Source organism: Mesorhizobium sp. AA23 (assembly GCF_001672435.1).
GTDB lineage: Bacteria > Pseudomonadota > Alphaproteobacteria > Rhizobiales > Rhizobiaceae > Mesorhizobium.
This window is the reverse complement of the sequence record NZ_LYTP01000028.1, coordinates 343,211-364,680: the sequence shown is the minus strand read 5'-3', so window position 1 is coordinate 364,680 and position 21,470 is coordinate 343,211. Positions and strand designations below refer to the sequence as shown.

Genomic DNA, 21,470 nt, shown 5'->3' with positions numbered 1-21,470 from the left:
GGGTGCGGATTTCCGGTTGGTGGGCGGAGAGTTGTCGTGATGCGTATGTCTTGCTTTGATGCAATTGCGAACGGAAAGCTGTTACGTCCCTTTCCTGGAATTGCTCTAGGAGCGGTCGTTATCGGTCTTCTGACGACGAGCGGCTTGGCACAGGCTTCGTCCATCGTCGTGCTCGGCGCGGCGACCTCGACGCCATCCATTGTCAGGCTGGCCGCGATCGAGCCCGGCAAGGCTACACCGTCAGTTGTGGCGCTCGGCGAGCCGGTGCCAGCCGTCACCGATGAGAAAGTGGCCGCGATCCCGGAGAAATCCGGACAGAGGCACGCGCAGCCGCCGACGATCATTCGCGGCGGCATCGTCGGCGGCGCCTCGGCGACGCCCGCGGCGGCTGCCCCGGCCAAGGAGGCCGCGACACCGGCAAACGGCACCGCGCCCGCCGGCACGCCTCCCAACGGCACGGCTGCGGCCACGCCCCCCAACGGCACGGCTCAGGCTGCCCCCAACGGCGATACCAACGCTTCCGAGAACAACCCCGCCACGACGGCAACCGCGTCTGACGGCGAGACCCAACCGGAAGCCCAACCGGAAGCTGCCCCGACGCCGCCGCGGTTCAGCAAGGCGATGTAGGCGCGACGGCCTCCCGCGCCTTACGGAGCATGCAGCTTCCGACCGGCATTCTGGTTGTCAGCCGACGATTTTTGAAAAATCGGCGACCTGGTCGGTGGCGGCGCGGATGCGAGCAAGCAGGGCCAGGCGGTTGGCGCGCACGGCCTGGTCCTCATCATTCACGAGAACCCCTTCAAAGAATGAATCAACTGGTTCACGCAAGACGCTAAGCGTCAGCATGGCGGCGGAAAAATCTTCGTTTTGAATCGCTTGGCCGGCTTCCTTCTCGGCCTGATTCACCGCGGCCGACAGCTTCTTTTCCGCATCCTCGCGGAACAGCGCCGGCTCAACAATCTCGGCGACCCGTGTTTTCTTCTTCTCCTCGGCAGCCAGGATGTTGGCGGCGCGCTTGGTACCGGCAAGCAGGTTCTTGCCATCCTCCGTGTCGAGGAACTTGCCCAGCGCCTCGACGCGGCGAACGATCTGCAGAAGGTCGTCGGACTGCGGCGTGATGACGGCGTCGATAAGATCGTATCGTGCACCGCTCTCGCGGAGATATACCTTGAGGCGGTCATGGAAGAAGCCGAGGAGATCCGAAATTTGTGCGGCATCGCCGGCGAAGCTCGCAAAGGCGTTGGCGAAGACCGATGTCAGTCCGAGGCGAATGCGGTTCTCGATCAGGATCCGGACCACGCCGAGTGCAGCTCTTCTGAGCGCGAACGGATCCTTGCTGCCTGTCGGCTTTTCATCGATCGCCCAGAAGCCTGTCAGCGTGTCGAGCTTGTCGGCCAGCGCGACAGCAACCGACACCGGGTCGGTCGGCACCCGGTCGGACGGGCCTTGCGGCTTGTAGTGCTCCTCGGCGGCCGCGGCCACCGACGGATGCTCGCCCTGGAGCAGCGCATATTTGCAGCCCATGGCGCCCTGCAATTCCGGGAACTCGCCTACCACCTCGGTCTGCAGGTCGGCCTTGGCGAGCACCGCGGCGCGGGCGACGAGCGCGGTAATCTCCCCCCTCGAGGGGGAGATGTCGCCAGAGGCGACAGAGGGAGTCGTCTCGCGTGGAGTGCCAACCTCTTCCCTCTTCGAAATGCCAGAATGCGTCGCACCAGCCGAAGCAACCCCCTCTGGCCTGCCGGCCATCTCCCCCTCAAGGGGGGAGATCGACTTCGCCACCGTCGGCGCCAATTCTTCGGCCAAGCGCTTGATGCGCGCCACGCGCTGCCCTTGTGTGCCAAGCTTGGCATGGAAGGTGACGTTGAGATGGTCAAGGCGCGCCATGCGCTGGTCGAGCGGCTTCTTCAGATCCAGCTCGAACTTCGCCGCCGACTCTTGCAGCGTGCCGAGGTCGGGCAGATCGCCCTGGTCGGTCTTCCAGAAATAGAGGGCGTCTGAGAGACGCGCCCGCACCACCTTGCCATTGCCGTAGGCGATCTCTTTGCCGCCGTCCTTCGCTTCGATATTGGCAACCAGGATGAAGCGATCGGAGAGTGGCGATTGGCCAATCTCCCCCCTTGAGGGGGAGATGCCCGGCAGGGCAGAGGGGAGTGCCTCGCGCTGAGAGAACGGCGGGACGGCACCCCCCTCTGTCGGCTTCGCCGACATCTCCCCCTCTAGCGGGGAGGTTGGGCGCGACGTCACGAAGCATTTCTGATTGGCGCGAATGGTTAGGCGAATGACCTCGGCCGGGATGGTGAGAAAATCCTGCTCGAACTCGCCCATCAGCACGACCGGCCACTCGACCAGGCCGGAGACCTCTTCCAGCAGGCCCTCGTCCTCGACGAGATCGAGGCCGTTGGCGAAGGCGACATTGCGGGCATCGGCCAGGATGATCTCCTTGCGCCGGTCGGCATCAAGCACGACCTTGGCCGCTTCGAGCTTCGCCACATAGTCGTCGAAGCGGCGCACGGTGATCGTGCCCGGTGCATGGAAGCGGTGGCCGTAGGTGACGTTGCCGGAGCGGATGCCGTCGATCTCGAAATCGACCACCACCGGCTCCTCGGTCTCGGGGCCGAAGGTGCAGACGATCGATTGCAGCGGCCGCACCCAGCGCAGCGAGCCGGGCTTGGCCGAGGCCGCGCCCCAGCGCATCGATTTGGGCCAGGGAAAGTTCTTGATGATGCCCGGCACCAGCTCGGCGATGATCTCTTCCGCCGCCCTGCCCGGCTTCGAGATGTGGGCGACGTAGAAGTCGCCCTTTTTGGGATCCGAATGGACATGCGCCTCGGCGATCGACGAAAGGCCGGCCTTGCGCAGAAAACCCTGCACCGCCTGGTCGGGCGCGGTGGTCGAGGGGCCCTTGATCTCCTCGCGAATGTCCTTCGAGCGCGCCGTCAGCCCGCGCACGTCCAGCGCCAGGCGGCGCGGCGTCCAGTATTCGCGCGCCGCCTCATAGGTCAGACCCGCCTCGACCAAGCCGTCGGTCAGCATCTTGCGAAGATCGCCAGCCGCCTTGCGCTGCATGCGCGCGGGGATTTCTTCCGAGCGGAGTTCTAGGAGTAGGTCAGGCATCAGTTAGCTCCTTACCCCCCCCTTGGTGGGGAGGGTCGGCGCGCAGCGCCGGGGTGGGGTGGCGGCGTTTCAGCCGCCAGCACCTTCGGCACCATCGCGCAGACCAAGGTGTGATTTTCGTTCTTCCACAGCCGCATAGATTGTATCGAGAACGGAATCCAGTTCGTTTTTTATCTCGTGGTTAGCCCTGGCTCTCAAACCATCTCGTTCGGACTGCATCATGGCACTGCTGGCCATCAAAGCCATGTTGGAAGCCATCCACCTCGATGATCAGCTTCAGCCGATGGGAGATAAAGTCAGGATAGTAACCGCCAACCGACGCTTGTCGACGAAAGTGCGTTCCTTCGACCGGAATACGCCAGAGGTGCCGCCACAGCCTGCGTTCCTCCTCGGTCATTGCCGCGCGCAGCCTTCGTGCGGACTGCAGCTTGAACCGATCAAGTTTTGGCATAGGGAAGCGCCCGTCACCCCACCCGCCGCTTCGCGGCGACCTCCCCCATCAAGGGGGAGGTAGAGGGCGCATAGCAACTCGGCTCGCGCCTGTCACCCTGCCTGCCGGTCGGCAGTTCGAGCTATTTCAGGAAATTTTCAGTTCTTTGTCGGGACGACGCGAGCCCACCCGTCATAAGAACAGACACCCCATGAACCAAACGCAGTGCTGAAGCGACCAACGCTCAGACGGAGAACTATTGGCTGAACGACCATGAAGACGGCATCGAGAATCCTGCAGATCCTGGCACTGAGCGCCTGCTTCGCCGCCCAGATGCATGGCACATTCTCGATGCCGGGCGTGCGACAGGCACTGCGGACGATTGATGCCGCGACAGTCCAGATCACGTTGCCGATTGCAGCCGCCGCCGAGATCGCCAGCGTGACTTTGGGCTAAGTCGCCAAGCCGCCCGCGCGCGTTTGCAGGAACGCCTCTCCGCAAGCCTTGGCAAGGTTGCGCACGCGCAGAATGTAGCTCTGGCGCTCGGTCACGGAAATCACGCCGCGGGCGTCAAGCAGATTGAAGACGTGGCTTGCCTTGATGCACTGGTCATAGGCGGGGAAAACCAGACGGTGCATCGACGAATTGTCGTTCGACGCCGGCGCGCCGGCGGCAAGCAGCGCCTTGCACTCGGCTTCGGCGTCCTCGAAATGCCGAAGCAGCATCGCCGTGTTGGCGAATTCGAAGTTGTGGCGCGAATATTCCTGCTCGGCCTGCAGGAACACGTCGCCATAGGTGACCTTCTCAGGCCCCTCGCGGCCGTTGAAATTCAAGTCATAGACATTGTCGACGCCCTGCACATACATGGCGAGGCGCTCGAGCCCATAGGTGAGCTCGCCCGCCACCGGCGCGCATTCGATGCCGCAGACCTGCTGGAAATAGGTGAACTGCGACACTTCCATGCCGTCGCACCAGCACTCCCAGCCGAGGCCCCAGGCACCCAGCGTCGGGCTCTCCCAATCGTCCTCGACGAAGCGGATGTCATGCAGCAGCGGATCGACGCCGATGGCTTCCAGCGAGCCGAGATAGAGTTCCTGCAGGTTCGGCGGGTTCGGCTTCAGGATCACCTGATATTGATAGTAATGCTGCAGCCGGTTCGGGTTCTCGCCGTAGCGGCCGTCCTTCGGCCGACGCGACGGCTGCACGTAAGCCGCGTTCCAGCGCAACGGGCCGAGCGCGCGCAAGGTGGTGGCGGGGTGGAAGGTGCCGGCGCCGACTTCCATGTCGTAGGGCTGCAGGATGACGCAGCCGTAAGCTGCCCAGTAGTTGTGCAAGGTCAGGATCAGCCCCTGGAAGGAGCGGCTGGGATGCATGTGGGCAGGGATCTCGACGGTCACGGCGGCCTCGGAAAGCGCTGGGAGTGGGCTTTCCCTAGTTGCCGGGCCGGCAAGCGTCAAGGCAGGGCGCCGCATCGAGGAGAGGTTGAACGCTTTGCCGGCGGGTGGCCCATTGCCGGCCGCTCACGCGGGCCGTTTGCTTCGGCGAGCCGCAACGACAAAGGTTCCCGCCATGCTCGGTCAACTCACCGTCCGCCCCGTCACCCAGCAGGATTACGAGCAGTGGCTGCCGCTCTGGGACGGCTACAACGAATTCTACGGCCGCTCGGGCGAGACCGCGCTTGCCGGCGAGATCACCCAGATGACCTGGTCGCGCTTCTTCGACGCTTACGAGCCGGTGCATGCTCTGGTGGCCGAGCGCGACGGCAAGCTTCTCGGCCTCGTCCATTATCTCTACCACCGCTCGACCACGGCGATCGGGCCGAACTGCTATCTGCAGGATCTCTTCACCTCACAAGCCGCGCGCGGCCAAGGCGTCGGCCGGGCGCTGATCGAAGGCGTTTACGAGTGCGCCAAAGCCGCGGGCTCGGGTCGCGTCTACTGGCTGACGCACGAGACCAACCACACCGCCATGCAGCTCTATGACAGGATCGGCGAGCGCTCGGGGTTCGTCGTCTACCGCAAGATGTTTTGAAACGTTGCGGGGCCCCCAAGGGCCCCGCCAAACTGCAGAAATGTGCGCCTCAGCCCTTCGGCGCCGCGGGCGGGACCGGTTTCAGCTTCGGCGTTTCCTGCGCCGTGTTGGACTCGATCGGCGGCAGGCCCTTCAGCAGCTTCTGCTGCAAGGTGGCGAGCACATCCGGGTCCGGCTTCAGGTCGCGTGCCTGGGTCCACTGGAAGGTCGCTTCCAGCTTGCGGCCGACGCGCCAATAGGCGTCGCCCAGATGGTCGTTGAGAACCGGATCCTCGGGCTTCAGCGACACGGCGCGCTCCATTTCGCGCACGGCGTCGTCGAAGCGGCCGAGGCGGTAATAGGCCCAGCCAAGCGAGTCGACGATGTAGCCGTCGCTTGGCCTGAGATCCACGGCCTTCTGGATCATCGCCAGGCCTTCCTTGAGGTTCGTGTTCATGTCGACCCAGGAATAGCCGAGATAGTTCAGAACCTGCGGCTGGTCGGGCTGCAGTTCCAGCGCCTTGCGGAAATTGGGCTCGGCCTTCGGCCATTCCTTCAACCGCTCATAGGCGATGCCGCGCTGGTAGAAGATGTTCCAGTTGGCGGCAGTCGGCGTCTTCAGCTGTTCGACCGCCTTGTCGTAGAGATTGGCAGCCGAACGGTAGTCCTCCTTGGAGGAGTAGACGCCGCCAAGCGCCAGGTAGCCGCGCATGTCGGTCGGGTGCGCATCGACATAGCCCTTGAGATGCGCGATGGCTTCGTCGTGACGGTCGATGTCGGCAAGGTTCAGGCCAAGCTGCAGCTCAGAAAGCTCCTTCAATGGCGAGGAGGCCGGAATGCGCCGATAGAGCGCGATCGCGCCTTCGCCGTCCTTCAGCTGCTCGGCGACGGCGGCCAGCTGCACGAGGGCGGCGTCGCTGTCCGGCTTCAGCGCCAGCGCATATTGCAGATAGAGCCTCACGAAAGGCTCGCCGCCGCCACGGTTGAGCGCGGTGGCGAGGTCGAGCAGGATTTCCGAGGCACCGTCGGCCGGGGTAGCGACTAGGGGCTCGATCTTGTCGCCCTTGCTGATCCTGTCGCGCAGCGTGGTGATTTCGAGCTTGCCAGGCGCGAAGGCTTCGGCCTGGTTCAGCACCGCCATCGCCTTTGTCTTGTCGCCCTTGCGGGCGAGGAACGAGGCATAGGCCTGGGCATTGCGCATCCACGTCTCGGGCGCGGAGCCGCCGGCGGCGGTATCGGCCAGGGTGGCGGCGTAGATCTCATCGGCCTTGGCGGAAAAGCCGGCGGAGTCGGCGATGAGGGCGCGATGGAAGGACTTGAACAGGCCGAACCAGTCCGGACCCTTGAGCTTGTCGATCGAAGCCATCGCCTCCGAGGCATCGCCCGCGCCTTCCTTGGCCCAACCGTCCATGATGCCGGAGAGCAGCCGGTCGAGATCGGATTCGAGCGACAGCTTCAGCCAGTACTGAGCCTTGGCGTAGTCCATCTTGTGGAAGGAATCGATGGCAAGCGCCAGACGTGAGAAGCGCTCGACATCGGGAACTTCCTTGAGCTTGTCGGCATAGACCAGCGATTCCTCGAAGCGGCCCTGGGCGACCAGCGCCAGCATGAGGCTCTGCTGCAGTTCGGTGTCATTGGGGGCAAAGGCGAGGGCCTGCTTGTAATAGGCGATGGCATTGTCGAGATCGTTGTCGCTTTCGGCAATATGGGCGGCAAGATAGGCGCCCGAAAAGGACGTGATCTGGACCGGTTGGGAGTTTTCCTTGGCATGGGCAGGCAGCACCGACAGCGCCACACCCGTTAAAAATGCCAGCCTCGTCAGCCAGCGCGCACGTCCTTGCCGCATTGTATCCCTTTCAGCCAGACGCGATCCCCCCTTGGCGGACCGCCCACAGAGTCGATGTTTTCCCGACAAAGCATGGCCTTTTTGGGGTCAGGCTTCAATCCGCAGCGAATCACAATGCAATCATCGGGCTTAAAAAATACGGCGTGCGTCCAAAAAGTCCGGCGCGGGAAGCCGCAGACGGCGCCGCCTAAAGACGCGTATCTTGGAATCCGCTGAGGGCAACCGCGCTGCACAGGTCGGACCATTCGCAGCCCGAGCACGCCTGACGCGTCAGGCCAGAGGAAAACGCCTTGCGCATCGGCGCCAGGCTGGAGGCATCCAACACGAGCCGGTCGCCGGCCTGGACGGACCGGCCCAGGAGAGCGCCGACGTCGCGCGCCGCGAGCCCGTCGCGCTCGGCGGCGCCTTCGCCCAGGCAGTGCGGCTCGGGCTCGACCAGCATCGGGGCGCAGATGTCGTCCGGCCCGGACACGATCAGGACCGCCTCGCCGTCGCCCAGCCGCTTCACCACCTTGTCGTAATTGGCGGTGAAAGCGGGCGAGTAGCCTTTGCCGACATAGGTCAGCAGGCAGAGCAGATGATGGGCGCGCAGCCTGACAGTCATTGCGTCTTTGACGAGCGGTCGCGCGGTTCGGCCCGATAGGTGGAAAAGAGCTTCAGCGTCGCGGCGCCCAGCGCCGACTTCAGGAGGCCGCCGACAATGAAGGGTAGGAAGCCGAAGGTGATGGCCTTCTCGGCGCCGATCATGGCGGCAAGCCAGGCCGTGCCGAGAACCAGGCAGAGAAGGTTGCCGATGAGCATGGCGGCGAGAGCAAGCATCACCCGATTGCCGTTCCAGCCGCGCTCGGCCAGCCAGCCGACGATCGCACCGACGATCGGGAAGGAGAAGAGATAGCCGCCGGTCGGGCCCATAAAATGCTGCACGCCGGCCGCACCGCCGGCCAGAACCGGGAAGCCGGCGGCACCCTCGACAAGCCAGGCCGCGATGGTGAGCGCGCCGAAGCGCCAGCCATAGAGCGCACCGACCAGCGTCACCGCGAAGGTCTGCATGGTCACCGGAACCGGCACCATCGGCACCTCGATGTAGGACGACAGCGCCAGGAACAGCGAGCCGAGGACGACGGCGCCGAACTGCCAGGCAACGGAGCGGCTGTGCAGTTGGAGCGGGCTGAAGGAAGACTGGCGGGTCGAAACGGCGATGTTTGTCACGGTGAGGTCCCTGGTTGAGTTGAAATTATAGATAATTCCTGCAATCGATCTATTATCGAATCCATATTTTTGCGGAGATGGCAAGCGCTGCCTTGCGGAGGGCAATGAGGCTGAGCCATTCATGGGCAATCGGGGCGCCCAAAACCGACATTTGACTGCCATTGAGCGCAGAAAGGCAGCTGTGTCTGCGTTCTCGCGCTAGCCGACGATGGCGAAGGCGTCGCGAGTCCTGCCGGAAGCGGTCTTGACCGGTTTTTGGCCGATCCATTGCACATGCCGGCCGAGCGTGGCGGCGGCCGATTCCGTGTTGCCTTGCCTCAGCGCGCTCAGGATCGCCCGGTGATCCTGATCGGTGCGGGTCTCCCATTCGGAGCGCCAGGCGGCGAACAGGAAACGCGCGCTTGCGGCATGCAGGTCGTCGATGGTGGAAAGCAGGCGCGGCATGTTGCAGGGCGTCAAGATCAAGCGGTGGAAGGTGCGATTGGCCTCCTCCCAGGAGCGGACATCGCGGGATTTGTCGCCCGCCTTGGTCGCCTCCTCGGCGCGGTCGAGGATCGCCGGCGTCAGATGCGGCGCGGCGTGGCGCAGCGCCAACACTTCGAGCGCGGCGCGCATCTCGGCCACTTCCCTGACCTCGCCGAGATCGAAAGCGGCCACACGCACGCCGCGGCGCGGCTCGCTGATCGCCAAACCCTGCGCCTCGAGGCGGCGGAAGGCCTCGCGCACCGGCACGTGGCTGGTGCCGAATTCCTCGGCGACATGATCCTGGCGCAGCCGCGATCCGGGCTCGATAGCGCCCGCAATGATGCGGTCCGCCAGTTCCTTGCTGATGCGGACGGCGATCGTGTCCTCTGTGGTGGCCATGTTTTATAGATAATTTGCTGAGCTGCCGTTTGTCGAGACGGCCAGAGCGGAATCACAGGCGCCCGCCCGGCGGACGCCAGGCGATGCCAAGGAGAACCGACAGGCGCTCAGTTGACGCGGCTGATGCAGAAATCGATGACGTCGATCAGCGCCGATTTCTGCGGCGTCGCCTCCAGCGGCGCGAGCGCGTCGCGGGCGATCTCGCCGAAGTGACGGGCGCGGCCAATCGTGTCGGCGATGGCGCCATGGCGGGTCATCAGACCGATCGCCTTTTCGAGCCCGGCATCGTCGGCGACATTTTCCTCGATGGCGCGCTTCCAGAAGGTGCGCTCGGCCTTGGTGCCCCGCCGATAGGAGAGGATCACCGGCAGCGTCACCTTGCCCTCGCGGAAATCGTCGCCGACATTCTTGCCGAGATCCTTGCTGGAGCCGCCATAGTCCAGCGCGTCGTCTATGAGCTGGAAGGCAAGGCCGAGATTCATGCCATAGGAGCGCAGCGCCGCCCGGTCGGTGCGGGAAGCGAGCGCGATCACCGGACCGACCTCGGCGGCGGCCGAGAACAGGGCGGCGGTCTTGGCCTTGATGACGGCGAAGTGCTCGTCCTCGGTGGTCTCCAGATTCTTGGCAGCCGCAAGCTGCATCACCTCGCCCTCGGCGATGATGGAGGCGGCGCTCGACAGGATGTCGAGAGCCTCCAGCGAGCCGACTTCGACCATCATGCGAAAAGCCTGGCCGAGCAGGAAGTCGCCGACCAGCACGCTCGCCTGGTTGCCCCAGATCATGCGCGCCGTCTTCTTGCCGCGGCGAAGCGCGCTCTCGTCGACGACGTCATCGTGGAGCAGCGTCGCGGTGTGCATGAATTCGACTGCGGTGGCGAGCTTGACGTGCCCCTCGCCCGCATAGCCGAACATCTGGGCGGCGGCGAGCGTCAGCATCGGCCGCAGCCGCTTGCCGCCGGACGAGATCAGGTGGTTGGCGACCTCCGGGATCATCTCGACGTCGGAGCCGGCCTTCGACAGGATCAGCTCGTTGACTCGTCCCATGTCGGCTGCCGTCAGGTCGATGAGATCCTGGATGGAAGCAGGTTCCCGCTTGCCTTCGATATTCAGAACGACACCCACCACGATCACTCCCGTCTCATTGACGCGCCCGACAACACCCTGGTCCCGGTGGGACTCTAGGTCGGCACAACCGCGCACGGCAAGAGGCGAATTGGCGCGGTTTGGCTGGCGCTGGGCTGGCCTGGCGTTTACATGAGCGCCGCAACCTGCGATTTTCATTCCATGATCGAGCTTGTCCGCACCAACGACGCCGTCCTCATCTCCTTCGTCGAATCGCTCATGCGCGACGCCGGCATCGCCTGCTTCGTCGCCGACCAGAACATGAGCGTGCTCGACGGATCGATCGGCATCCTGCCCAGGCGCGTCATGGTCGATGCCGAGAAAGCCGATGCCGCGCGGCGCATCCTGAAGGATGCCGGTATCGAGAACGAGATCCGCCGGCAATAATGGCAGCATCAACCGCCCTCGCCCCGGACACGCCGGCCCACACGGTCGACGCCTTCCATCGCGGGCGCTTCTGGCTGGTGCAGCCGCGACAAGGCCACCGTGCCGGCATGGACGCCATGATGCTGGCTGCTGCCGTCCCGTCCGGCTTTTCCGGCCGGCTCGCCGATTTCGGCGCGGGCGCCGGTGCGGCGACGCTCGCCGTGCTGTCGCGCTGCCCTGAGGCCCACGCGGTTCTGGTCGAGCGTTCCGAGGAGATGGCGGCCTTTGCCGCCGCCACGCTTGCCCACCCCGGCAACGCGCATCTCGGCGACCGCGCCTCGGTGCTTAAGGCCGACGTCACGCTTGCGGGACGGGCACGGCACGGAGCCGGACTTGCCGACAATTCGTTCGACTTCGTCGTCATGAACCCGCCCTTCAACGCGGCACAAGACCGCGCAACGCCGGACGCGCTGCGCAGAGAAGCGCATGTCGCGGAGGACGGCCTGTTCGAGCGCTGGATCAGAAGTGCGGCCGCCGTCGTCAAGCCGCGCGGCGGACTGGCGGCGATTGCGCGGCCGGAGCAGCTTGTCGCCATCCTGGATGCGATGGAAGGCCGCTTCGGCGATGCCGAGATGCTCTGCGTGCACCCGCGCCCAGACGCGGCGGCGATCCGCATCGTCGTCAGGGCGGTGCTCGGCGCGCGCGGAAAACTGTCGATCCGGCCTCCGCTCACCTTGCACGGCGCATCCGGCAACGAGCCGACGGAGCGGACCGAAATGATCAACAACGGGCTGGCGTCGCTGTTCGGCGATTGATCAGAGGCCGGCGATGCGGCATTGCCGTTGCGCGGCGAATTCCTACATGCCCGGGAGCAAGGATGAGGTCTGACCTTGCTCTAGCATCTCTTGTGGAGACAAGCTTTCGTGAAACGCTTCTTCAACCGCCTGCTGCCGAAATCCTGGCGCTCGACAGTCGTCACCATTCCGGTCATCCGGCTGCATGGCACGATCATGCCCGGCGGCGGCCAGTTCCGGCCAAGCCTGTCGCTCGCCTCGACGGCCGGGCTCATCGAGAAGGCGTTCGGCTTCGACGCGCCGGCGATTGCGATTTCGATCAACTCGCCGGGCGGCTCGCCGGTGCAGTCGCGGCTGATCTTCAAGCGCATCCGCGACTTGGCGGCAGAGAAGGACAGACGAGTGCTCGTCTTCATCGAGGATGTGGCGGCCTCCGGCGGCTACATGATCGCAATCGCCGGCGACGAGATCTTCGCCGACCCTTCCTCGATCGTTGGCTCGATCGGCGTCGTCTCCGCCTCCTTCGGCTTCCCGGAGCTGATGAAGAAGATCGGCATCGAGCGGCGCGTCCACACCGCGGGCCAGAACAAGGCCGTGCTCGACCCCTTCAAGCCGGAAAAGAGGGAAGACGTCGAGCGGCTGAAAGCCTTGCAGCTCGAAGTGCACGAGACCTTCATCGATCTCGTCAAGGAACGGCGCGGCACCAAGCTCAAGGACGACCCGGATCTGTTCACCGGACTGTTCTGGACCGCCAAAAAGGGTCTCGAGCTCGGCCTCGTCGATGCGCTGGGCGACATGCGCAGCGTGCTCAAGACCCGTTTCGGCGAAAAGACGCAGCTCAGGCTGATCACCGCGCCGCGCGGGCTTTTCGGCCGTTTCGGCTTGTTCGGATCGCGTTTTTCGGCGCCGGACATCGCCGCGGCCGCGGCCAGCGGCGTCATCGATGCGGCGGAAGAGCGCGCGCTGTGGGCGCGCTTCGGGCTTTGAAAAAGCCATGATTGCGTCTAGCATGGCCGCTTGACCGACCCATCCGGCCGGCCTTGCCGCGAGAAACGCGGGAGGAGTTGTGAGATGCCGCAGATCATTTTCTTCGTTGTCGTCGGCGCCGCCGCCTATTTCGGTTATCGCGCTTTCGTACGCGAGGCCGAGCGCGTGACGGCCAAGATCCGGCGCACCGAGAAGCAGGCGGCCAACGGCACGATGGGAACGCTGGTCAAGGATCCGAAGACCGGCGAGTACCGTCTGGCTAAGGACTGAACACCATCTCGCCAGCAGCCGACATTCTGGAGGCCGAGGCCAAGTCCCGGACATGGCTTGCGCCTGCCAAGATCAACCTCGCGCTGCACGTCACCGGACGGCGCGCCGACGGTTATCACCTACTCGACAGCCTTGCCGTGTTCACGCGCTTCGGCGACCGGCTCGAGATCGAGCTGGCGCAAGACGATGCGTTCTCGGCGTCTGGTCCCTTCGCCGCCGGCGTGCCAATCGATGGCGACAATCTGGTACTCAAAGCGCGCGACGCGTTGCGGCGGGAAGCCGGCGCGCAACAGGCGCCACCAGTCGCCATCCGGCTGGAGAAGAACCTGCCGGTCGCTTCCGGCGTCGGCGGCGGCTCGAGCGACGCGGCGGCGGCGCTCAACGGCCTTTCGCGCCTCTGGGAGCTCGACATCGGGGAGGCGGGGCTGGCGCGGATCGGGCTGACGCTCGGCGCCGATCTCCCGATGTGCCTCAAGGCAAGGCCGCTAATTGCGCGCGGCATCGGCGATGAACTGTCGCCGCTGACGGAGTTTCCGGCGCTGGCGCTCATCCTGGTCAACCCGGGCGTGGCCGTTTCGACACCCGAAGTGTTCAAAGCGCTTTCCAAACCTGACAATGAGGCATTGCCGCCGCTGCCCGGCCGCCTCGATTTTCACGGCATACGCAATTGGCTGGACACGACGCGGAACGATCTCGAACCTGCCGCTCGCGCCATCCAACCGGCGATTGGCGATGCGCTCAAGGCGCTGAAAAAAGCGGGAGCCACCTTTGCCCGCATGTCGGGCTCCGGCGCTACCTGCTTCGGCCTGTTCGAGACTGGCAATGTCGCCAAGCGCGCGGCGATCGACATCCGCCGCCGCCATCCCGGTTGGTTCGTGGCCGCGACGCGCAGCATGGAGACCGACTGATGGCCAACGAAAGCCGCCCCTTCATCCCGGTGCGCATCGCGGTGCTGACCGTTTCCGACACGCGCAGCCTGGCCGAGGACAAATCCGGGCAGATATTGGCCGACCGCATCGCAGAGGCTGGCCATATACTGGTGGCTCGCGACATCGTCACCGACGACCGCGAGAAGATCCGCGAAAAAGTGCTCGCCTGGTCGAGGGATGAAACGGTGGACGTCGTTATCACCACGGGTGGCACCGGCTTCACCGGCCGCGACGTAACGCCGGAAGCGCTGGAGCCGATTTTCGAAAAGCGCATGGACGGCTTTTCGGAAGTCTTCCACCGGATTTCCTATGACAAGATCGGCACATCGACGATCCAGAGCCGGGCGACCGGCGGCGTCGTCAACGCCACCTTTATCTTCGTGCTGCCGGGCTCGCCCGGCGCCTGCAAGGATGCTTGGGACGGCATCATCAAGGCGCAGCTCGACTACCGGCACATGCCCTGCAACTTCGTCGAGATCATGCCGCGGCTGGACGAGCACCTCAGGCGCGGCGGCAAGCCGGAGTAGCGGCCCCGTCCGGCTCAGCGGATGACCGGCTCGCCGTGGAAGCGGCGGCGCGACGGCCGCGAGACGCCGAAGCCGATTTCCATCATCAGCCGCGGCGTATGCGTCGGCACCGTTCCCATATGGAAGCCGAACGGATCCTCGACGAAGCCGAGGCCCGCCTCGCCCGTCAGCGTCGCAGCGCTTTCCGGACCGTAGACGTCCAGCACGTCTTCCGCGGGGTGGCCGACCAGAAGCGTGAACTGGTGCTTGAGCGCGCGGCGCCTGTGGCTGCCGCGGACATAGACATGCGGGCCGGTGCCGGCGTCGACCGGCACCAGATAGAAGAAGAATTTCAGCATCCGCCAATCGTCGAGATCGAAATGGTATTTGCCGAGCGAGGCGAGATTCTTGTCGGCATCCGAGGCCTTGCCGGTCGGAAAGCTCCACCACACGCGCGTCGTGATCAGTTTCGCCTGGCCGCCGAGATAGTGCTGCGCGACCTCGAGGAGCAGCGGATCCCGCTGGATGGCAAGCGCCGCCGGGCAATCGAGAATGCGTTCGAAATAATGCCCGCTGAGCAGCGAGCGGCCGAAACGCTTCTCCGCCTCGGCATGGTCGCCCGGCATGAATTCGAGACGGCGGTCGAAATTGCCGAAACAGGGCGTGCGTTGCGCAAAAACGGCGATCTCCTCATGGATCGCCGACGGCAGCGTGAACCCCGAAAACAGTCCATCGGAGCGAAGCGCCGCGACCACCGCCTCGCGATCGACGCCGGCAAACATCGTCTCTCCCGCATTGTCGAGCGGGCGAACGCGTCTGGCGCCTAGCCAGTGCATGCGGCGCCCCGGCATGGTGCGCGCCAGCACGAACATCGGCAGCCAGGCCGGATTTTCGCGTAGATCTTTCAGATAGGTCGGGATGCGCACGGCGATGCGCCTGAACAGGCTGCCATTACGAGCGATCGCCTCCAGGCTGGCCGCGCCTGAATTGTCTGGAGTACCAAGGTTCATCGGGTTCCTCGTATGCATGGCGTCCGACGAAGCGCCAGCCGTCTGCCGCTTCATCGTCACCCAATCCCGATTGTCCCGCTTCAAGCAGATGCTAATCCACTGCAGGTTTTTGTGCAATGCACAATAGAATGGGCCGGCAAAGTTCGCGGCCTTTTTCTCTCTTTTCGCCTTCTGGAGAGAAGGAGGGCATGCGCTCACTTCGGCGGCGCCACCCAGATTTCGGCAATCAGCCTTCTGGTGGCGAGGCCGCGCGCCAGGGCTTCGGCGCTGCGGGCGCTTTTCGCCAGCACCGTGGCCTGGCGCTTGCTGATGACAAGCCCTTCCTCCAGAGCCCGGTTGCCCGAAAAAACCCGGACCAGAAACGGCGTGCGATTGCCGCGGACGCGTGAAAAACGCGCCGGCATCGTCTGCCTCGCCGCGTGAGCGACGACGTCGTCGATCCAGCCTTCGGCGAGCCGGGCGCCGGGTTCCAGAAGCAGGAGCCAGTCGCCCTTGGCCTGGCCGATGCCTGTTGCGATGCCGCCGGCGACAAGGTGGCAGCCGGCATGCTCGGCGACGCGATGCGTCTGGTCGGTCGAGCCGGTGTCGCAGACGATGACGTCGCGCACCACGCCCTCGACCGCGCCGCCGATCAGCGAGGCCAGCGTGCGGGCAAGGCCTTCTTCGTCGTTCCTGGTTTCGATGAGGACGCTGAGCATTTTAGCCGAATAGCGGAAAGCGCGGCGCTGCGCCAGATGCGCGTTCTGAACGAAAAAGTTCTTGCTTTGTTCTCGTTGGCAAAATAGGAATAGTTTCATGAACAGAGCGATTCGACAGCCTGCCGAGAGTCCCTGGGAGAGGGCGAAAATGGAACAGATCGTGCGCCCCGACATTGCCGCTTTCGGAGCAGGCAGAGCCGAGATGGCAAATGCAATGATAGACCAGAGCGGCATGCGCGTGCGGCCGGACCGCAATCGCGGACGCTCCGCGGGCATCAATCCGTCCGGCCGCTTCGAGCCGGTCAGCCGGCATGTGTTCGACGATGGCTGGAACTCGCTGGAGGAACTGCCGCCGTTCAAGACGGAGGTGCAGGTCGAGAAGCCGCGCACCATCATCACGCGCAACGAGTCGCCGGACATTTCCTTCGATCGTTCGATCAATCCCTATCGCGGCTGCGAGCATGGCTGCGTCTACTGCTTTGCCAGGCCGACGCATTCCTTCATGGGCCTGTCGCCGGGGCTCGATTTCGAATCGAAGCTCTTTGCCAAGCCCGATGCGGCGCGAATGCTGGACAGGGAATTGTCGAAGCCCGGCTACCAGCCGCGCACCATCGCCATCGGCACCAACACCGATCCCTATCAGCCGATCGAAAAGCAATACCGCATCATGCGCGAGATCCTGGAGGTGCTGGAGGCGCGTGGCCATCCGGTCGGCATCGTAACCAAGTCGGCACTGGTGACGCGCGATATCGACATCCTGTCGCGCATGGCCGAGCGCGGGCTCGCCAAGGTGGCGCTGTCGGTGACGACGCTCGACCGCATGCTGGCGAGAACCATGGAGCCGCGTGCCTCGACGCCGACAAAGCGGCTGGAAGCGATAAGGCAGCTTTCGGATGCCGGCGTCCCCGCCTCGGTGATGGTGGCGCCGATCATTCCCGGCCTCACCGATCCGGAGATGGAGCGCATCCTCGATTCGGCGCGCGCCGCCGGCGCCAGGGAGGCAGGCTATGTCGTGCTGCGTCTGCCGCTCGAGGTGGCGCCGATCTTCAAGGACTGGCTGTTGCGCCATTATCCGGATCGCTACCGGCATGTGATGTCGCTGATCCGCTCGATGCGCGACGGCAAGGACTACGATTCGGAATGGGGCAAGCGCATGAAGGGCGCCGGACCCTATGCCTGGCAGATCGGCCGGCGCTTCGAGATCGCCGCCAAGCGGCTCGGCCTCAATGCCGAGCGGCGGCAGCTTCGGACCGACCAATTCGTCGCAGGCTCCGGCGTCGGCGAGCAGTTGATGCTGCTGTGAAGATGATGCCGGCCGCGAAGGCCGGCGGCTAAGGCAACTCGGGAGGCAGAGTTTTGCGCCCGGATTGCGATCCGCTAACCCTCTGTTTTGATGTAACTTCGTACGGAAGGCCCGCTACGCACTCTTCCTGGAATTGCTCAAGAATCCCGTCCGGCCCAGTCCCCCGGCCGTGAGACGGTGCCCTCCCGGTCCGACGCCCCATCCGACCCGGAGGGACTTGCGGAGAATCGGAGCCGATGCGAACCTCGCCGCACCATGGCTCGCGCGCGTTCCGATTCTCCGCTTCTCTTCGAAATGGTCGAGAAGCCCGACTTCTCGATTGAAACGAAAGCGATGGCCGAGGGGCTGTGGCCGGTAGCGGGGATGGACGAGGCGGGCCGCGGGCCGCTTGCCGGTCCGGTGGTGGCGGCGGCCGTGGTGCTCAACCCGGCCAACATTCCCGAAGGGCTCGACGATTCCAAGCGCCTCACCCATCTGCAGCGCGAGGCGCTGTTCCTCAAAATCCTGGGCTCGGCGCTCAGCGTCTCGATGGCCTCGATCAGCGCCGAAGGCATCGACAACAGCAACATTCTGAAAGCCAGCCTGGAAGCCATGCGCCGCGCCGCCGCCGGACTGTCGCTGCCGCCCAAACTGGCGCTGGCGGACGGCCGCGACGTGCCGCCAGGGCTCACCTGCGAGGGACGCGCGCTGATCAAGGGCGACCAGCGCTCGCAATCTATCGCCGCCGCCTCGATCATCGCCAAGGTGATGCGCGACCGCATGATGTGCGGCTGCGGCGGCCATCATGAGCATTACGGCTTCGAAATGCATATGGGCTACGCGACGGTCCGCCACCGGACCGCGATCGAGGCGCATGGCCCGGTGGCGCGACTGCACAGGGCGTCGTTCGCACCGTTCCGGTTTGGCGGCGTCGAGGTGGCGGAAGCGGAAGAGAGCTTCGAGGGAATAGATTAATCTTCCCCGTCGGGGGGGAAATGGCCGGCTGGCGGAGAGGGTCGTCGCGCGTGAAGCACCGACGCCCTCTTTAGTCGCACAAGGCGTCGAGCTCTACGCGCAACGATCCTCTCTGTCGGCTTCGGCGAAAGCTCCCCCTCAAGGGCCCTCAAGGGGGAAGATTATTCGCGCCCAAAACAAAAAAGCCGCCGGGTTGCCCAGGCGGCTTCATGTCAGCAACGGCAGAGCCGCTCAGTTCAGCTTGGCCTTCACGTCCTGCAGCGCCGACTTGAACAAATCGGCGCCGGCCTTGGCGTCGACCTTGGCGGCAAGCAGCGCACGGGCGGCCTCGACGGCGATGTCGACGGCGCTGGCACGCACCTCGCCGATCGCTTCGCGCTCGGCCTGGCTGATCTTCTGCTCGGCAAGCGCCGTGCGCCGGGCGACGTAGTCCTCGGTCTTCTTATGCGCCTCGGAAGCAAGGAGCTCGGCCTCGCGCTTGGCGGCGGCGACGATGTCGGCGGCCTCCTTCTCGGCTTCCTTGCGCTTCTGCTGGTATTGGCCGAGCAGCTGCTGGGCCTCTTCGCGCAGGCGGCGCGCTTCCTCGAGTTCGCTGCTGATCTTGGCCGCACGGGAATCGAGCGACTTTGCGAGCATGCCCGGCACCTTCAGATAGATGACGGCGCCGAGGAAGATGATCAGGGCAATGGTGGCCCAGAGCGTGGCAAGTGATGTGGCGTCCATGATGGCCTCCTCACCGGGTCGCGGATTTGACCGCGGCCGAAATCTCGGCCTTGTCGGTCTTGCCGCCGACCAGCGCCTCGACGATGGCCGACGTGGTGTCCTCGGCGATCGTGCCGACTTCCTTCATCGCCTTGGCCTTGATCGAGGCGATGCTCGCCTCGGCCTCGCCGAGCTTCTTCTCGAGTTCCGTCTCGAGCTTCTTGCGCGTGCTTTCGGCTTCGCTCTTGGCGGCGTCGCTCGCCTGCTGGCCGATCTTGTTGGCGTTGGCCTTAGCTTCCGCCAATTCCTGCTCATAGGCGGCAACGGCAGCGTCCGCCTCGCCCTTCAGCCTGGCGGCGTGGTCGAGATCCTGGGTGATGCGATCGTTGCGGACATCGATGATACCGCCGATGCGCGGCATCACAACCCGCTTCAGGAACAAATAGAAGAGCCCGAAGGTGATGACGAGCCACAGGATCTGCGACGGGAAGGTCTCGGCATTGAACGGCGGGAACGTGCCATGCTCCTCGGCAGGCACGGCGGTGCCCGCATGCGTATCGCCCTCGGCCGTGGCCGGCGCGGATTCTTGCGCAAAGGCAGATGTCACGAACATCTCATTCCCCTGTCCATACGGCGGGGCCGCACCATGCGGCCCCTTTCGTCAGCGCGTGGTTCTTACCTGAAGACCAGCAGCAGCGCGATGAGGAGCGAGAAGATGCCCAGCGCTTCGGTCACGGCGAAGCCGAAGATCAGGCGGCCGAATTGGCCGTCAGCGGCCGACGGGTTGCGGAGCGCACCCGAGAGATAGCTGCCGAAGATGTTGCCGAGGCCGATGCCGGCGCCGCCCATGCCGATGCAGGCGATACCAGCGCCGATAGCAGCTGCTGCAGTTGCGTCCATTTCAAAACTCCTGTGGTTTTCGTAATCGTTGCGGTTGGTACGTTGGGTATGCTGGCGCCGGGGCGCCGGTGAAAATCGATCAGTGGCTCGGGTGCAGAGCGTCGTTCAGATACATGCAGGTCAGCACCGCGAAGACGTAGGCCTGCAGGAAGGCGACCAGCAGTTCCAGCGCCGTCAGGGCAACCGCCATGGCGAGCGGCAGGACCGAGCCGGCGATGCCGACCGCACCCAGCGCGCTGAGGCTGACGACGAAGCCCGAAAACACTTTCAGCGTGATGTGGCCGGCCAGCATGTTGGCGAAAAGACGAACCGAGAGGCTGACCGGACGCGAGACAAAGGAAATGACTTCGATCGCCACCACCAGCGGCATCAGATAGCCAGGCACGCCATGCGGCACGAACAGCTTGAGGAAGCCGAGGCCGTGCTTGGCGAAGCCGTAGACGATGACGGTGCCAATGACCAGGATCGCCAGCGTGAAGGTGACGATGATGTGGCTGGTGACGGTGAAGAAATAAGGGAACAGGCCGATCAGGTTGGCGACCAGCACGAACATGAACAGCGAGAACACCAGCGGGAAGAACTGCATGCCCTGCTTGCCAGCCGCATCGCGCAGCATGTTGCCGACGAACTCATAGGCCATTTCCGAGACCGACTGCAGGCGGCCAGGGATGAGGGCGCGGCTGGCGGTGCTCATGTAGAGGAAAGCGGAAGCGACGGCGATCGTCACGACCATGAACAGAGCGGAGTTGGTGAAAGAAATGTCGTAGCCGCCGATATGAAGCGGGATGATCGGATGGATCTGGAACTGGTGGATCGGATCGACCTGGTCAGCAGCAGCCACTTTAAATCCCCGTCAAAGCCACAACCGGCTTCTTAAGTTTCTTTCGCGCCTTGCGGCGCCTTACTTCAGTCCTTCGGTTCGGGCGGCTTGCCGCCCTGGCCGAATTCCGATGCAAGTCCCGACGAACGCAGGACATTGAGTATACCGGCGCCAAAACCCAGCAGCAGGCCGACGATCAGACCCCAGGGCGCGATTCCCGCCAAGCGGTCGATGATCCAGCCCAGGCCGACACCAACCACCACTCCGGCGATGAACTCGCTGGACAGTTTCAGGGCCTGACCGTAACCGGTCGCAGCTTTCGCTTCGTCTTTCCCCTCGAGCCGGTCCGTGCGTCTTGATGCAAGCGATGCTTCAAGCTCGCGCCGGCGGCGCTCAAGTTCGTCGTCGCGGATGGTGGCTTCTGGCTGCCTGCCGCGGCCGGTTTCTCCGGTTCCGTCTGGCCCGTTTTTGTCGGCCATCGCAACCCCCCTGCCCGGGCAGACGATCACCGTCCGTCCGCTTCTAAAGTCGCCGGCAACATAGTTAGCGGGTCCGCGCCCGTCAAGCCACGGGCCGAACTTCAAAGCGATGTATTTTCCGCTTTCAAATCAATGGGTTATCCGGGTGCGACATC

General features: G+C 64.5%; 26 protein-coding genes. 11 read left to right on the top strand and 15 right to left on the bottom strand.

Annotation, left to right across the window (positions count from 1 at the left end):
* Positions 1-144: 144 nt before the first annotated feature.
* A complete protein-coding gene (locus tag A9K66_RS30830; RefSeq protein ID WP_067327819.1) occupies positions 145-627 on the top strand; it encodes a hypothetical protein in 483 nt (160 codons plus the stop codon).
* Positions 628-684: 57 nt separating this feature from the next.
* Here A9K66_RS30830 and glyS read toward each other — a convergent pair whose 3' ends face one another.
* Both glyS and A9K66_RS30825 read right to left on the bottom strand, forming a co-directional pair.
* Positions 685-3,117: a glycine--tRNA ligase subunit beta gene (glyS, locus tag A9K66_RS29745; RefSeq protein WP_082954007.1), complete on the bottom strand. Its 2,433-nt coding sequence runs from the start codon at positions 3,115-3,117 to the stop codon at positions 685-687.
* A gap of 69 nt (positions 3,118-3,186) precedes the next feature.
* The gene (locus A9K66_RS30825) at positions 3,187-3,363 is read right to left on the bottom strand and encodes a hypothetical protein (protein WP_197507506.1); all 177 of its coding nucleotides are present in this window, start codon (positions 3,361-3,363) and stop codon (positions 3,187-3,189) included.
* 457 nt (positions 3,364-3,820) lie between these two features.
* Between A9K66_RS30825 and A9K66_RS21475 the strand changes: the two genes are divergently transcribed.
* A complete protein-coding gene (locus A9K66_RS21475) occupies positions 3,821-4,003 on the top strand; it encodes a hypothetical protein (protein WP_067327818.1) in 183 nt (60 codons plus the stop codon).
* Here A9K66_RS21475 and A9K66_RS21470 read toward each other — a convergent pair.
* A complete protein-coding gene (locus A9K66_RS21470; protein WP_082954005.1) occupies positions 4,000-4,944 on the bottom strand; it encodes a glycine--tRNA ligase subunit alpha in 945 nt (314 codons plus the stop codon). The two genes, A9K66_RS21475 and A9K66_RS21470, sit on opposite strands and share 4 nt — an antisense overlap.
* Positions 4,945-5,116: 172 nt before the next feature.
* On the opposite strand from A9K66_RS21470, the gene A9K66_RS21465 reads away from it, so the two are divergent.
* The gene (locus A9K66_RS21465) at positions 5,117-5,578 is read left to right on the top strand and encodes a GNAT family N-acetyltransferase (RefSeq protein ID WP_067327816.1); all 462 of its coding nucleotides are present in this window, start codon (positions 5,117-5,119) and stop codon (positions 5,576-5,578) included.
* Positions 5,579-5,627: 49 nt separating this feature from the next.
* Here the strand turns inward: A9K66_RS21465 and A9K66_RS21460 are convergent, their stop codons facing one another.
* The 5 genes from A9K66_RS21460 to A9K66_RS21440 form a co-directional block, all read right to left on the bottom strand.
* The gene (locus tag A9K66_RS21460; protein WP_067327815.1) at positions 5,628-7,403 is read right to left on the bottom strand and encodes a tetratricopeptide repeat protein; all 1,776 of its coding nucleotides are present in this window, start codon (positions 7,401-7,403) and stop codon (positions 5,628-5,630) included.
* Positions 7,404-7,590: 187 nt separating this feature from the next.
* The gene (locus tag A9K66_RS21455; RefSeq protein ID WP_067327814.1) at positions 7,591-8,007 is read right to left on the bottom strand and encodes a DUF1284 domain-containing protein; all 417 of its coding nucleotides are present in this window, start codon (positions 8,005-8,007) and stop codon (positions 7,591-7,593) included.
* Complete coding sequence (locus tag A9K66_RS21450) at positions 8,004-8,612, bottom strand: biotin transporter BioY (RefSeq protein ID WP_067327813.1); 609 nt, start codon at positions 8,610-8,612, stop codon at positions 8,004-8,006. The genes A9K66_RS21455 and A9K66_RS21450 overlap by 4 nt, the downstream gene beginning before the upstream one ends.
* Positions 8,613-8,810: 198 nt before the next feature.
* A complete protein-coding gene (locus tag A9K66_RS21445) occupies positions 8,811-9,476 on the bottom strand; it encodes a GntR family transcriptional regulator (RefSeq protein ID WP_067327812.1) in 666 nt (221 codons plus the stop codon).
* Positions 9,477-9,583: 107 nt separating this feature from the next.
* Positions 9,584-10,597, bottom strand: coding sequence for a polyprenyl synthetase family protein (locus tag A9K66_RS21440; protein WP_067328018.1), 1,014 nt, complete (start codon positions 10,595-10,597; stop codon positions 9,584-9,586).
* Between the two features lie 162 nt (positions 10,598-10,759).
* Between A9K66_RS21440 and A9K66_RS21435 the strand changes: the two genes are divergently transcribed.
* From A9K66_RS21435 to moaB, 6 genes are all read left to right on the top strand, one after another.
* On the top strand, positions 10,760-10,984 hold the full coding sequence (locus A9K66_RS21435) for a DUF2007 domain-containing protein (RefSeq protein WP_066999078.1): 225 nt from the start codon (positions 10,760-10,762) through the stop codon (positions 10,982-10,984).
* A complete protein-coding gene (locus A9K66_RS21430; RefSeq protein WP_067327811.1) occupies positions 10,984-11,778 on the top strand; it encodes a methyltransferase in 795 nt (264 codons plus the stop codon). Before A9K66_RS21435 ends, A9K66_RS21430 begins: the two co-directional genes overlap by 1 nt.
* A 108-nt stretch (positions 11,779-11,886) precedes the next feature.
* Positions 11,887-12,744 carry a S49 family peptidase gene (locus A9K66_RS21425; RefSeq protein ID WP_067327810.1) on the top strand — a complete coding sequence of 286 codons (858 nt, stop codon included), beginning with the start codon at positions 11,887-11,889 and terminating at the stop codon, positions 12,742-12,744.
* An 84-nt stretch (positions 12,745-12,828) separates the two neighbouring features.
* A complete protein-coding gene (locus A9K66_RS21420; protein ID WP_066999017.1) occupies positions 12,829-13,014 on the top strand; it encodes a hypothetical protein in 186 nt (61 codons plus the stop codon).
* Between the two features lie 26 nt (positions 13,015-13,040).
* Complete coding sequence (locus A9K66_RS21415) at positions 13,041-13,922, top strand: 4-(cytidine 5'-diphospho)-2-C-methyl-D-erythritol kinase (RefSeq protein WP_067327809.1); 882 nt, start codon at positions 13,041-13,043, stop codon at positions 13,920-13,922.
* On the top strand, positions 13,922-14,470 hold the full coding sequence (moaB, locus tag A9K66_RS21410) for a molybdenum cofactor biosynthesis protein B (RefSeq protein WP_067327808.1): 549 nt from the start codon (positions 13,922-13,924) through the stop codon (positions 14,468-14,470). Before A9K66_RS21415 ends, moaB begins: the two co-directional genes overlap by 1 nt.
* Positions 14,471-14,484: 14 nt before the next feature.
* On the opposite strand, the gene A9K66_RS21405 is transcribed toward moaB, so the two are convergent.
* Positions 14,485-15,459 carry a hypothetical protein gene (locus A9K66_RS21405; protein WP_067328017.1) on the bottom strand — a complete coding sequence of 325 codons (975 nt, stop codon included), beginning with the start codon at positions 15,457-15,459 and terminating at the stop codon, positions 14,485-14,487.
* A 194-nt stretch (positions 15,460-15,653) separates the two neighbouring features.
* The gene (locus tag A9K66_RS21400; RefSeq protein WP_067327807.1) at positions 15,654-16,157 is read right to left on the bottom strand and encodes a glycosyltransferase; all 504 of its coding nucleotides are present in this window, start codon (positions 16,155-16,157) and stop codon (positions 15,654-15,656) included.
* A gap of 148 nt (positions 16,158-16,305) precedes the next feature.
* Here A9K66_RS21400 and A9K66_RS21395 point away from each other — a divergent pair, with 148 nt between their 5' ends.
* On the top strand, positions 16,306-17,460 hold the full coding sequence (locus A9K66_RS21395) for a PA0069 family radical SAM protein (protein ID WP_067327806.1): 1,155 nt from the start codon (positions 16,306-16,308) through the stop codon (positions 17,458-17,460).
* A 255-nt stretch (positions 17,461-17,715) separates the two neighbouring features.
* Positions 17,716-18,414 (top strand): ribonuclease HII, encoded by a 699-nt coding sequence (locus A9K66_RS21390; protein ID WP_067327805.1) that lies wholly within the window; start codon positions 17,716-17,718, stop codon positions 18,412-18,414.
* 231 nt (positions 18,415-18,645) lie between these two features.
* On the opposite strand, the gene A9K66_RS21385 is transcribed toward A9K66_RS21390, so the two are convergent.
* From A9K66_RS21385 to A9K66_RS21365, 5 genes are all read right to left on the bottom strand, one after another.
* Complete coding sequence (locus A9K66_RS21385; RefSeq protein ID WP_066999035.1) at positions 18,646-19,137, bottom strand: F0F1 ATP synthase subunit B; 492 nt, start codon at positions 19,135-19,137, stop codon at positions 18,646-18,648.
* Between the two features lie 10 nt (positions 19,138-19,147).
* Positions 19,148-19,729 carry a F0F1 ATP synthase subunit B gene (locus tag A9K66_RS21380; RefSeq protein ID WP_067327804.1) on the bottom strand — a complete coding sequence of 194 codons (582 nt, stop codon included), beginning with the start codon at positions 19,727-19,729 and terminating at the stop codon, positions 19,148-19,150.
* Positions 19,730-19,791: 62 nt separating this feature from the next.
* Positions 19,792-20,016, bottom strand: coding sequence for a F0F1 ATP synthase subunit C (locus tag A9K66_RS21375; RefSeq protein WP_066999040.1), 225 nt, complete (start codon positions 20,014-20,016; stop codon positions 19,792-19,794).
* 79 nt (positions 20,017-20,095) lie between these two features.
* Positions 20,096-20,857 (bottom strand): F0F1 ATP synthase subunit A, encoded by a 762-nt coding sequence (locus tag A9K66_RS21370; RefSeq protein ID WP_066999043.1) that lies wholly within the window; start codon positions 20,855-20,857, stop codon positions 20,096-20,098.
* A gap of 65 nt (positions 20,858-20,922) precedes the next feature.
* Positions 20,923-21,315 (bottom strand): AtpZ/AtpI family protein, encoded by a 393-nt coding sequence (locus tag A9K66_RS21365; protein ID WP_066999046.1) that lies wholly within the window; start codon positions 21,313-21,315, stop codon positions 20,923-20,925.
* Positions 21,316-21,470 lie beyond the last annotated feature (155 nt).